The 13285-nt window shown below is 65.1% G+C and carries 6 protein-coding genes; 5 read left to right on the top strand and 1 reads right to left on the bottom strand.

Going from position 1 to position 13285, the window contains the following annotated elements; all coding sequences use genetic code 11:
- Positions 1-18: 18 nt before the first annotated feature.
- Entirely contained in the window at positions 19-3927 is a 3909-nt protein-coding gene (locus tag ACHFB9_RS00240) for a DUF3683 domain-containing protein (protein WP_417068969.1), read from the bottom strand.
- 229 nt (positions 3928-4156) lie between these two features.
- Here ACHFB9_RS00240 and rsmB point away from each other — a divergent pair, with 229 nt between their 5' ends.
- The 5 genes from rsmB (at position 4157) to metH (ending at position 13272) form a co-directional block, all read left to right on the top strand.
- On the top strand, positions 4157-5488 hold the full coding sequence (gene rsmB / locus ACHFB9_RS00245; RefSeq protein ID WP_417068970.1) for a 16S rRNA (cytosine(967)-C(5))-methyltransferase RsmB: 1332 nt from the start codon (positions 4157-4159) through the stop codon (positions 5486-5488).
- Positions 5448-6056, top strand: a complete 609-nt coding sequence (locus tag ACHFB9_RS00250) for a DUF4390 domain-containing protein (RefSeq protein WP_417068971.1) — start codon at positions 5448-5450, stop codon at positions 6054-6056. The genes rsmB and ACHFB9_RS00250 overlap by 41 nt, the downstream gene beginning before the upstream one ends.
- On the top strand, positions 6053-8164 hold the full coding sequence (locus ACHFB9_RS00255) for an ATP-binding protein (RefSeq protein WP_417071427.1): 2112 nt from the start codon (positions 6053-6055) through the stop codon (positions 8162-8164). The genes ACHFB9_RS00250 and ACHFB9_RS00255 overlap by 4 nt, the downstream gene beginning before the upstream one ends.
- Before the next feature lie 13 nt (positions 8165-8177).
- On the top strand, positions 8178-9422 hold the full coding sequence (locus tag ACHFB9_RS00260; protein WP_417068972.1) for a sigma-54-dependent transcriptional regulator: 1245 nt from the start codon (positions 8178-8180) through the stop codon (positions 9420-9422).
- A 175-nt stretch (positions 9423-9597) separates the two neighbouring features.
- Complete coding sequence (metH, locus tag ACHFB9_RS00265) at positions 9598-13272, top strand: methionine synthase (protein WP_417068973.1); 3675 nt, start codon at positions 9598-9600, stop codon at positions 13270-13272.
- Positions 13273-13285 lie beyond the last annotated feature (13 nt).

Consider the following 13285-nt stretch of genomic DNA (forward strand, 5'->3'; position numbering starts at 1 on the left):
TTTGGGGGGACGCTCGAATCAGAGCAGCACGCGCTCGATTCCGCCGCGGTTCGCGGTCTCGACGAAGCGCTCCATCCAGTCCTCGCCGAGCAGGTGGCGGGCCATCTCGATGACGATGTAGTCGGCGTCGAGGCCGGCCACGTCGTCCTTGTAGCGGGACAGACCTTGCAGGCAGGCCGGGCAGGAAGTCAGGATCTTGACCGGGCCTTCGAAGCCGTCAGTGCGCAGCTTGTCCGCGCCCTTCTGCATCTCCTCTTCCTTGCGGAAGCGGACCTGGGTCGCGATGTCGGGCCGGGCGATCGCGAAAGTACCGGCTTCACCGCAGCAGCGGTCGTTCTTCGCGATCTTCGTGCCGTCGGCAGTCTGGATCAGCGCATTGACGGTCCGCGTCGAGTCCTGCAGCTTCATCGGGTTGTGGCAGGGCTCGTGGTACATGTAGCGCACGCCCTTGACGCCTTCGAGCTTGACGCCCTTTTCGAGCAGGAACTCGTGGATGTCGATCAGCCGGCAGCCGGGGAAGATCTTCTCGAATTCATACATTTCGAGCTGGTCGTGGCAGGTGCCGCAGCTGACGACGACGGTCTTGATGTCGAGGTAGTTCAGCGTGTTCGCGACCCGGTGGAAGAGCACACGGTTGTCGGTCGTGATCTTCTCGGCGCGGTCGGAATCACCCGAGCCACGCTGCGGATAGCCGCAGCACAGATAGCCCGGCGGCAGCACGGTCTGCACGCCGACGTGGTAGAGCATCGCCTGGGTCGCCAGACCCACCTGTGAGAACAGCCGTTCCGAGCCGCAGCCGGGGAAGTAGAACACCGCTTCGGTGTCGGCGTGAGTGCGCTGTGGATTGCGGATCACCGGCACGATCTCGGCGTCTTCGATGTCGAGCAGCGCGCGGGCGGTCCGGTTCGGCAGATTGCCCGGCATCTTCTTGTTCAGGAAGTGGATCACCTGAGCCTTGAGCGGCGGCTTGCCTACTGTAGCGGGAGGCAGTTTGGTTGTCTCGCGGGTGAGCGGGCGCAGCACTTCGACGCCCAGGCGCTGGGCCTTGTACGCCCATTCGATGCTGGTCTTGCGCAGGAAACGGATCGTCTGCGGGTTCTTCGTATTGAGGAAGAACATGCCCATTTTTTTGGCCGGGCTGTTGGTCTGCTTGCCCATTTTGCGCAGCAGGTTCCGCATCGCCATCGACACATCGCCGAAGTCGATGTCGACGGGGCAGGGGGTCACGCACTTGTGGCAGATCGTGCAGTGATCGCCCAGATCCTCGAATTCCTCCCAGTGGCGGATCGAGACGCCGCGGCGGGTCTGTTCCTCGTACAGGAAAGCCTCGATCAGCAGCGAAGTCGCGAGGATCTTGTTGCGCGGTGAATAGAGCAGATTCGCGCGCGGCACATGGGTCGAGCAGACCGGTTTGCACTTGCCGCAGCGCAGGCAGTCCTTGATCGATTCCGAGATCGAGCCGATGTCGCTCTGCTGCATGATCAGCGACTCGTAGCCCATCAGATTGAAGCTGGGCGTATAGGCGTGGGAGAGATCGCCGCCGGGCATCAGTTTGCCGCGGTTGAAGCGGCCTTCGGGGTCAATCTTCTGCTTATAGGCACGGAAAGGCGCGAGCTCGGCTTCGGACAGGAATTCGAGCTTGGTCATGCCGATGCCGTGCTCGCCCGAGACGACTCCGTCCAGGCTGCGCGCGAGCGCCATGATCCGGGCGACCGTCGCGTTCGCTTCCTGCAGCATCTCGTAGTGGTCGGAGTTGACCGGCAGGTTCGTGTGCACGTTGCCATCGCCGGCGTGCATGTGCAGCGCGACGAAGACGCGGCTGCGCAGCTCCTCGCCGTGGATCGCCTCGATCCGCTCGCGGACCGGGCCGAAGAGCTTGCCTTCAAAGATGTCGTCGAGCAGCGGCTTGAGCTCCGCCTTCCACGAGATCCGCACCGAGTGATCCTGGACGCGGTGGAAGAGCCTCGGGTTCGCGGCGCGGTTGCTCAGGCTTCCTGCTTCGATTCCCATCTCGGCGAAGTGCGCTTCGGCCTGATGGAGCGGCAGATCCAGATTGTCGAGCAGCCACTGCCAGCGCGCGCTGACCATTGCAATCACCTCGAGCGCATGGGCGCGGCGATCGCCGATCAGCTCTTCGGCGTCCTCGGTCGCTTCGCCGCGGTGCAGCGGCAGCTCGCCGCCGAGGAAGCGGGCGAGCGCGGCCGCGATCCGCAGCTTGTTCTTGATCGACAGTTCGATGTTGAAACGCTCGATGCCGTCGCAGTAGTCGCCCATGCGCGGCAGCGGGATCACGACGTCCTCATTGATCTTGAACGCGTTCGTGTGTTTGGCGATCGCGGCGGTGCGCGAGCGGTCCTGCCAGAACTTCTTGCGCGCTTCGGCGCTGACCGCGATGAAGCCTTCGGCGCCGCGCGCATTGCACAGGCGCACGATCTCGGAGGTCGCGGCCATCACGGCCGTCTCGTCGTCGCCGACCACATCGCCGAACAGCACCATCTTGGGGCGGCCGTGCCTCTTGGCTTTCGGCGCGTAGCCGACCGCTTTGACGTAGCGTTCGTCGAGGTGTTCGAGGCCGGCGAGCAGCACGCCGCCCGGCTTGCGGTCGAGGTAGTTCTTGATCTCGACGATCGCCGGAACCGCTTCGCGGACCTGACCGTAGAACTCCAGGCAGACGGTGCGGGTGTGGGCCGGCAGGCGGTGCAGGATCCAGCGTGCGCTGGTGATGATGCCGTCGCAGCCTTCCTTCTGGATTCCAGGCAAACCGCCGAGGAATTTGTCGGTGACGTCCTTGCCCAGGCCGACTTTGCGGAAAGTCGCACCGGGCATCTCCAGCGTCTCTTCGCTGAGCACCTTGTGCCCCGCCTCATCGAGGTGTTTGAGGCGGAAACGGACGACTTCCTGTTCGTGGATCTTGCCCAGATTGTGGTCGAGGCGCTCGACGATCAGCCAGTTGCCGTCGGGCATGACCATCTTCCACCAGGCGAGGTTGTCCAGCGCCGTTCCCCACAGCACGGCTTTCTTGCCGCCCGCGTTCATCGCGATGTTGCCGCCGATGCATGATGCGTCGGCCGAAGTCGGGTCGCACGCGAAAGCGAGGCCCGCCTCCTCGGCTGCGTCCATGACGCGCCGGGTCACGACTCCGGCTCCGGTCAGGATCGTCGCATAGGGCCGATCGAGGCCGGGCAGCACCATCTCTTCGATCAGGCCTTGCCCGGTCAGCTTTTCGGTGTTGATGACCGCGGAGTGAGGGGTGAGTGGAACCGCCCCCCCCGTGTAGCCGGTGCCACCGCCGCGCGGGATCAGGGTCAGGCCCAGCTCGATGCAGTCGCGCACGAGCTGACCGACTTCCTCTTCGGTGTCCGGATAGAGCACGACGAAGGGGAACTCGACGCGCCAGTCGGTCGCATCGGTGACGTGGGCGACCCGTGCCATGCCGTCAAAGGCGATGTTGTCGCGGCGCGTGTGGCGCGAGAGCAGGCGCAGCGTCTTCTTGCGCAGATCGTAAGTGGTCTCGAAGCTTCTCGAGAATTCATCGACGGCCCGGCCGGCCGCTTCGACCAGAAGCGCGACTTTCCCGGCGCGTTGCGGGTCTTCCGCCTCGCTTTCTTCGCGCCGCTTGTCGATCTCGGCGAGGCGGTGGCGCAGCGCTTCGACCAGCGCCGCACGCCGCTCGCGGTTGGCGAGCAGGTCGTCCTGCAGATACGGATTGCGCTGGACGACCCAGATATCGCCGAGCACCTCGTAGAGCATCCGCGCCGAGCGACCGGTCACGCGTTCGGTGCGCAGCGATTCGAGCACCGTCCACATCTCGGAGCCGAGCAGCCGGATCACGATCTCGCGATCCGCGAATGAGGTGTAGTTGTACGGAATCTCGCGCAGACGGGGCTGAGCCGGATTTTCGTGAGCGAACTCGGGAGCGGCTTGCATGGGGGGATCCTCTCGGAGGGCCGGTTGGCCAGGAGAACAGTCGATTTTAGCGGGTCGCCCCGCTTGCCGCACCTGATAATTCAAGACCTTATCGATGACAGGGGATTATCTCGCGCTGCTTCATCGCGCGGACAGGCCCGTTCCGTCGCGTCCTCCGGACATGATGCCTCCCTTGGGCCGCGTGGCAATGGCGCTACACTTGCACCCTTCCTGCCTCCACATTGACCTCATGCCCCTGCGCCCTTCGCGAGCCGTCCGCAAACCCGCCCTGCCTCCTCTGGCCGAGGATTCCCTGGCCCTGGCCTTGTCCATCGCCGGTGAGATCGTCGCCGGAGTCATCAACGGGCGCAGCCTCAACGATGGCCTGGCCGGAGTCTGGCGGACTTATCCCGAACTCTCCGCGGCGCAGCGCGGCGCGATCATGGACCTGAGCTACGGCTGTCTGCGCGACTATGGCCGAGCAAGCCTCGTGCTCAGCCGGCTTCTCCAGCAGCCGCTGACCGAGACGCACACCGACGGGCTGCTCCGCGTCACGCTACACCGACTCGAAACGCGGCCGGATCAGGCGCATACGACCGTCGATCAGGCGGTCGAGGCGGCGGCGCGGATCGCCGGTGGCGGCCTCAAGGGCCTCGTCAACGGCGTGCTGCGCAATGCGCTGCGCCAGAAGGACAGCCTGGCGCTGACCATCAAGGCCGACAGCGAAGCCTCGCTGCGCCATCCGAAGTGGTGGATAGAGCGGATCCGCAAGACCTGGCCGCGCGAATGGGCATCCATCCTCGAGGCGAACAATCAGCACCCGCCGATGAGTCTGCGTGTCAATCGCCGCCGCGCGACTCAGCGCGAAGTGATCGAGGCGCTGGCCGAGGCAGGCCATCCGACCCGGCCCCTGGGCGAATGGGGCTTGAGGCTGGAAAAGCCCGCTCCGGTCGCCGCGCTTCCGGGCTTCAATGAGGGGCTTTTCTCGGTCCAGGACTGGGGGGCGCAACAGGCGGCCCCGCTTCTCGACGTCGCCGACGGCATGAAGGTGCTCGATGCCTGCTCGGCTCCGGGGGGCAAGGCCGCGCATATTCTGGAGATCGCCGACTGCAGTCTGACCGCACTCGACAGCGATCCTCTGCGCCTTGAGCGGGTGCGCACCAACCTCGACCGGCTGGGCCTTGCCGCTCAGCTGCAGAGCCTCGATGCGCGTCGCATCGCGGATCGCTGGCGGGGCGAGCGTTTCGACCGGATCCTGGCCGATGTTCCGTGTTCGGCTTCGGGCGTGGTCCGGCGCCACCCCGACATCAAATGGTTGCGTCGCGCAGACGATATTGGCAGTTTTGCAACAGTCCAGGCGGAGATCCTCGAGGCCTTATGGTCGGTCCTCGCCCCGGGTGGCAAAATGCTCTATGTGACCTGTTCGCTGTTCTCGGAGGAGAACAGCTTGCAGATCGCAAGATTCGCGGCGCGTCACGGTGATTGCACGCGCGTTCCGCTCCATGGCGCCCTCGAGCGCATGCTCTTGCCCGATGCCGACCATGACGGTTTCTTCCTGTCCCTGCTGCAAAAGAACACCTGAGCGAAAGAGCGCGGGCATTCTCGTCGCCGCGCTCTGGCTCTTTGCGTTATTCCTGGCTTTCCCCGCCGCGGCTTACGAGCCCGAAGTGCGCTATGCGGAGCTCGTTCCGACCGACGATCTGTATGTGATCAACTCGGATTTTGCGTTCGAGCTGGGTCCCCGCCTTGAGGAGGTCGTCGTGCACGGCATCCCGCTGCACTTCGTCGCCGAGTGTGTGGTCACGCGTGGCCGCTGGTACTGGCGGGACGAGAGGATCGTCGAAAAACGGCTCGCGTTCCGGATCAGTTTTCAGGCGCTGACGCGCAAGTACCGTCTCTCGGTCGGCTCTCTGGGGCGCAGCTTCGACACGCTGAACGAAGCGGTCGGGGCGATGAAGCGGCTGCGCAACTGGGGCATCGTCGACCGCGACCGCCTGAAGGGCGGTGAAACCTACAACGTCGCGTTGCGCTTCCGCCTCGACACCAACATGCTTCCCAAACCCTTCCAGGTCACCGCGATCGGCTCGCGCGAATGGAGTCTGGAGACTCCGTGGTCGAGCTGGTCCGTGCTGGCGTCGAACGGCAGATGAGGGCGCTCGTCGCCGCCGCCTCCGCTCTGGCGGGGGTGCTGCTCTTCCTGCTGACCCTGGCCAGCTCCAAGAGCACGCTTTTCGCGAAACACTATGCGCTGCTGCTGGGCCTCAATGGCACGGTCGCGGTCGTGCTGCTGCTTCTGGTCGCCTTCCAGTTGCGGCGTCTGTGGCGCGAATACCGTGAGCGTCAGTTCGGCTCCCGGCTCAAGACCAAGCTGCTCGGTCTGTTCGCGCTGATGGCCGTCGTTCCGGGCGTGCTGATCTACGGGGTGTCCCTGCAGTTCGCGACCCGCTCGATTGAGTCCTGGTTCGATGTCCGGGTCGATGCCGCGCTCGATGCGAGTCTGCAGCTGGGCCGCAACACGCTCGACTACCTTCTCGACCAGCTGGCCGAGAAGGCGCGCAACGGTGCTGAAGAGTTGGCCGGCGCCGGAACAACAGCGGAGGCTGCGCGATTGAACCGGATGCGCGAAGTCGCGGGCGCCGACACGGCCAGCGTGCTGCTCGGCAACGGCCGGGTACTCGCTTCGAGCGTCGGGGTCGGCACCAGCCTGATGGGCGAGATCCACACCGCCGCTTCGCTGCGCCAGGCAACTCAGTCGAAAGGACTCAGGGTCGTCGAAGGCGAAGGCATGGGCGAGCTGACCTTGCGAGTAATCGTTCCCGTTCCTCCACATCGCGCCGGGGCGGAAGAGCAGTATCTGCAGATGACCAAGCGCGTGCCCCAGGGGATTTCACGCAACCTGGAGTTGATCCAGTCCGGTCAGCGCGATTATCAGGAACTCGTGATCAGCCGCGCCGGCCTGATCCGGATCTACAGCCTGACCCTGACCCTGAGCTTGCTGCTGGCGCTTCTGGCTGCGATCGCCGCCGCCTTCGAATTCGCGCGCAGCCTGTCCGCACCGCTGTCCATCCTCGCCGAAGGCACCCAGGCCGTCGCGGCGGGTGACCTGAGGCCGCGCCAGGCCCTGCCGGCCCGCGATGAACTGGGGGCGCTGACTCAGTCCTTCAACAGGATGACCCAGCAGTTGCTCGATGCGCGGGCTCAGGCCGAGAAGAATCAGGCCGAAGTCGATGCGGCGCGCGTCTATCTGGAGAGTGTTCTGGGCAACCTGTCGACCGGTGTGCTGACTTTCTCGGTGGATGGGCGCTTGCGCGCCGCGAACCGAGGGGCGATGCAGATTCTCGACGACGACCTCTCGGGCTACGAAAACCTGGTCCCCGGCGAGTGGCCCCGCCACCACGCTTTCCGCGATCGCGTGCTCGAAGCCTTCAAGCAGTACGAAGGCGACTGGAATCGCGAGATCGAGATCACGCGTGAGGACGGGCGTGTCCAGACCCTGTTGCTGCATGGCTCCCGGCTTCCGGATGCGGGTGCGGGCGGCCTCGTGCTGGTCTTCGACGATGTGACCGAGCTGATCTCGGCTCAGCGCAACGCGGCCTGGGCCGAAGTTGCCCGGCGTCTTGCCCACGAGATCAAGAACCCGCTGACGCCGATCCAGCTCTCGGCCGAACGGATCCAGCACAAGCTTGCCGCGAAGCTCGGCGACGATGACAAGGCGATGCTGGCGCGCTCGACCCAGATGATCGTCAATCAGGTCGAGGCGATGAAGAACATGGTGAACGACTTCCGCGACTATGCGCGGATGCCGCCCGCGACGCTGACGCGGATCGATCTCAATGGGCTGATCCGCGAGGTGCTTGGCCTCTACGAGAGTTCGCGGGTCAAGCTGAAAGTCGAACTCGCCGATTCGCTGCCGGCGATCTCCGGGGATGCGACCCAACTGCGCCAGGTCATTCACAACCTTTTGCAGAACGCCGAAGACGCGCTGTCGGGAACCGAAGGGCCGGCTGTCACGCTGCGCACCCGCCACGATGCCCGGGGCGTCGAAGTGACGCTGTGCGACAATGGGCCCGGGTTCCCGCCCGCGCTTCTGGCGCGCGTGTTCGAACCTTATGTGACGACAAAACCGCGCGGATCGGGCCTCGGCCTCGCGATCGTCAAGAAGATCGTCGACGAACACCGCGGCGAAATCCAGATCTCCAACTTCGAGCCGCACGGAGCCGAGATTCGCATCCGGCTTCCTCTTGCGGCCGCCGTCTGATACCTTCTGGCCTATGGCGAAGATTCTAGTCGTCGACGACGAAATCGGCATCCGGGAACTGCTCTCGGAAATCCTCTCTGACGAAGGTTACGACGTGGTGCTGGCGGAGAACGCCGCCGCCGCGCGCTCTGCACGTCTGGCCAATCGGCCCGACGTGGTTCTGCTCGACATATGGATGCCGGACACCGATGGGGTCACGCTGCTCAAGGAATGGGCCGCGAATGACCTTTTGACGATGCCGGTCATCATGATGTCCGGTCATGGCACGATAGACACCGCGGTCGAAGCGGTCCGCCTGGGCGCGATGGACTTCCTCGAAAAGCCGATCGCACTGCAGAAGCTGCTCTCGGCGGTGCGCCGGGGCCTGCAGCGTCAGCCCGCTGTGCGTCCGCGCAGTGCGCTGACCCTCGCGTCCTTCCCGCGCTCGGCGCCGATCAAGGATCTGCGCCGCAGGCTGGAACAGATCTTCGAAAAGTCCCGCTGGCTGACGCTGCGCGTCGGCCAGGGCAGCATCTGCGAGCTCTGCGCGCGTAGTCTGCAGAAACCCGCTTCGCCGTGGTTCGACCTCGGTACCCAGTCGCAGCCGATCGATCTCGCCGCGCTTGAAGCGGCGCGCGGTGGTCTGCTTTACGCCGAAGATCTCGCGCTGCTCTCCCGGGCTCAGCAGAAGAACCTCGCTTTCGCGCTGGAGCGGCTCGACAAGTACGACCTGCATGTGGTCTGCGGCGCGAGCCGCAGCGTCGAAGAGCTGATCAGTGATGGCTGGGACGCGGTACTGGTGAGGCGTCTGTTCGAGGTCACGCTTGCACCTCCGTCCCTCCCTGAACTGAAGGACGACATCCCGGAGATGGCGGCGCAGATCCTCGTCCACCTCGTCGAGGGGGGAGAGGTTCCTCCGCGCAGCATGGAGACCGCGGCGCTGAACCTGCTCCGCAACAAGGCCTGGCCGGGAGGCTTCGGAGAACTGCGCGCCGCGGTCCGCTCGCTGGCCCTGGGGACTCTGGAGGAAGTGGTCGGCTCCGAGGACGTGCTGCGCCTGCTCGGCCGTACCCCTGGCCCGGTCAATCAGGTTCTGCCTCTGGACATGCCGCTGCGCGAAGCGCGCGAGAGCTTCGAGCGGATGTATTTCGAATACCACCTGCAGCTCGAGAGCGGCAACATCACCCGCCTGGCCGAGAAGACCGGGCTGGAGCGCACCCACCTCTATCGAAAGCTCAAGCAGCTGGGCATTCCGCTGGGCCGGCGCGGCGATCTCTGAGTCCTTCGGCCCGCCCGCATCGCGGGCGGGTGTGGCATCGATCCGGGCTTCCCCGTGACGCTGATCGTTCAGGACGGTTTCGCTCCGTTCCATGCCTCGACCTGCGCCCTTGTCGGTAGGAAGGCCGACTGACCTCCCTCTCCGGGCAACCGGAGTTATCTCTCTGGAACACGCCATGCAAGCCGACCGTACCGAAGAACTTCGCGACCTCCTCGAATCCCGCATCCTGCTGCTCGATGGCGCGATGGGGACGATGGTTCAGCGGCACAAGCTCGGTGAAGCTGACTACCGCGGCGAGCGTTTCCGCGACTGGGCGAGCGACGTCAAGGGCAACAACGATCTCTTGCTGCTCTCCCGCCCCGACGTCATCCGTGGCATCCATGCGGCCTACCTCGAAGCCGGTGCCGACATCATCGAAACCGACACCTTCAATGCGACCCGCGTCTCGCAGGGCGAGTACGGGATGGAGGATCTGGCATTCGAGCTGAACGTTGCCGGAGCGAAGCTCGCGCGCGGCGTCTGCGACGAGTTTGCCGCCAAAACCGGCCGTCCGCGTTTCGTCGCCGGCGTGCTGGGCCCGACTTCGCGAACCGCTTCGCTGTCTCCGGACGTCAATGACCCGGGATTTCGCAACATCAGCTTCGACGCGCTGGTCGCCGATTACGTCGAGTCGGCGCGTGGCCTCGTCGAAGGCGGCGCGGACATCCTGCTGGTCGAGACGATCTTCGACACGCTGAACGCGAAAGCGGCGCTGTTCGCGATCGAGAAGCTGTTCGCCGAGGCGGGCCGGCGCTGGCCGGTCATGATCTCGGGCACGATCACCGATGCGTCTGGCCGCACGCTGTCCGGCCAGACGACCGAAGCGTTCTGGGATTCGCTGGCGCACGCGAAGCCTCTGTCGGTGGGGCTCAATTGCGCACTCGGCGCGAAGGAGCTGCGCCAGTACGTCAAGGAGATGGCGCGCGTCGCTGAGACTTGGCGCTCGGCGCATCCGAACGCGGGTCTGCCCAACGCCTTCGGCGAGTACGACGACACGCCGGAGAATATGGCCGGTCAGATCGGTGAGTGGGCGCGCGCGGGTTACGTGAACATCGTCGGCGGTTGCTGTGGCACGACGCCTGAGCACATCCGTGCGATCGGCGAAGCGGTTGCCGACGTCAAACCCGCGCATCGACCGAAGCCCGCGCACCAGATGCACCTCGCGGGCCTCGAGCCGCTGACGGTCAAGGACGACTCGCTCTTCGTCAATGTCGGCGAGAGGACCAATGTGACCGGCTCGCGCGTCTTCGCGAAGATGATCCTCGAAGGCCGCTTCGACGATGCACTGGCCGTCGCGCGCCAACAGGTCGAGAACGGCGCCCAGGTCATCGACATCAATATGGACGAGGCGATGCTCGACTCGCCGGCGGCGATGGACCGTTTCCTGAAGCTGATCGCGTCCGAACCGGACATCGCGCGGGTTCCGGTCATGATCGATTCGTCGAAGTGGGAGGTCATCGAGGTCGGTCTGAAGTGCCTGCAGGGCAAGGGCATCGTTAACTCGATCTCGATGAAGGAGGGCGAGGAACTCTTCCTCGAGCGGGCGCGCCAGGTCATGAACTATGGCGCCGCGGCGGTCGTGATGGCCTTCGACGAGAAGGGCCAGGCCGACACCTATCAGCGCAAGATCGACATCTGCGCGCGCGCCTACAAGCTCCTGACCGGAATCGGCTTCCCGCCCGAGGACATCATCTTCGATCCGAATGTGTTCGCGATCGCGACCGGCATCCCCGAGCACGACAACTATGCGGTCGATTTCATCGAAGCGGTGCGCTGGATCCACCAGAACCTGCGCTACGCGAAAACGTCGGGCGGCATCTCGAACGTGTCCTTCTCGTTCCGTGGCAACGACGCGGTCCGCGAAGCGATCCACACGGTCTTCCTCTACCACGCGATTCGCGCGGGCCTGACGATGGGCATCGTCAACGCCGGCCAGTTGGGCGTCTATGACGAGCTGGAGCCGAAGCTGCGCGCGCTGGTCGAGGACGTCGTGCTGAACCGCCATCCGGGCGCCGGAGAGGCTCTGGTCGAGTACGCGCAGACGGTCAAGGGGGGCGCGAAGGAGAGGGTCGAGGATCTCGCCTGGCGCGAGCAGAGCGTCGCCGAGCGGCTCAAACACGCGCTGGTTCGCGGCGTCACCGAATACGTCGTTGCTGACACCGAGGAAGCCCGCGCTGAGCTCGAAGCGGCGGGCAAGTCGCCGCTCGCGGTCATCGAAGGGCCGCTGATGGACGGCATGAATGTCGTCGGCGACCTCTTTGGCGAAGGCCGGATGTTCCTGCCCCAGGTCGTCAAATCCGCGCGGGTCATGAAGCTGGCCGTCGCCCACCTGATCCCCTTCATCGAGGCAGAGAAGCTCAGGACCGGCGCCGCCGCGAAAGGCAAGATCGTCATCGCCACCGTCAAGGGCGACGTGCACGACATCGGCAAGAACATCGTCGGCGTCGTGCTCGGCTGCAACGGCTACGAGGTCGAGGACCTGGGCGTCATGGTTCCCGCTGAAAAGATCCTCAACGCCGCCCGCGAGCACGGTGCACAGGCGATCGGCCTCTCCGGTCTGATCACGCCGTCGCTCGAAGAGATGAGCAACTTCGCGGCCGAGATGGAGCGTCAGGGCATGAAGGTGCCGCTCTTGATCGGTGGTGCGACGACGAGCCGCGCCCATACCGCGATCAAGATTGCGCCGAACTACTCGGGGCCGGTCGTCTATGTCGCCGATGCGTCGCGTGCGGTCGGCGTTGTGACCCGCTTGCTGTCCGACGAACAGCGCGACGACTACGTCAGGGAGATTGCCGCCGACCATCAGAAGCTGCGCGAGCAGCACGGCCGCAAGCGCGGCATGGCCTTGCTTCCCCATGAAGAGGCGAAGGCGAACGCGGCGAAGCTCGACTTCGACGGCTACACGCCGCCCAGGCCCGAAGTCTCAGGTCTGCACGCGCTGCGCAACATGGATCTGGGGACGCTCGTCGAGTACATCGACTGGTCGCCCTTCTTCCAGACCTGGGATCTGGCCGGCCCTTATCCGGCGATCCTCGACGACGAAGTGGTCGGCGTGACGGCGCGCCAGGTCTTCAATGATGCCCAGACGATGCTGAAGAAGATCGTCGAAGGCCGCTGGCTCACCGCACACGGCGTGTTCGGCCTCTGGCCGGCCGCCCGCCGGGGCGACGACATCGTGATCTATACGGATGAGTCGCGCAGCGCGGTTCGCTCCGTGTTGCCGCAGTTGCGCCAGCAGCACGAACGGCCGGAAGGCAAACCGCACTGGTGCCTCGCCGACTTCCTTGCGCCCGAAGGCGGCAAACCCGACTGGGTCGGCGCTTTCGCGGTCACGGCCGGAGTCGGGATCGAGAAGAAGCTGGCCGAGTTCAAAGCCGCCCACGACGACTACAACGCCATCCTGCTCAAGTCTCTGGCCGACCGCCTCGCCGAAGCCTTCGCCGAGTACCTGCACCAGAAGGTCCGCAAGTCCGAATGGGCGTATGCGAAAGACGAGGCGATCGCTCCGCTCGCGCTGGTCGACGAAACCTATCAGGGAAGCCGCCCCGCGCCCGGTTATCCGGCTTGCCCGGATCACACCCTCAAAGGCGATCTGTTCGCACTGCTCGAAGCGCCGCGCGCGACCGGGATGGAACTGACCGAAGCCTTCGCGATGAGCCCGGCCGCGGCGGTCTGCGGCTTCTACTTCAGTCACCCCGAAGCACATTACTTCGCGGTGCCGAAGATCGGCCAGGACCAGCTCGAAGACTGGGCCAGGCGCAAAGGCTTCAGCGTCGACGAAGCGGCCCGCTGGCTGGCGCCGATTCTCTAGTGTCTGACGGCCG

Origin of the sequence: Niveibacterium terrae (genome assembly GCF_048213115.1) — a bacterium.
Taxonomy (GTDB): domain Bacteria; phylum Pseudomonadota; class Gammaproteobacteria; order Burkholderiales; family Rhodocyclaceae; genus Niveibacterium; species Niveibacterium terrae.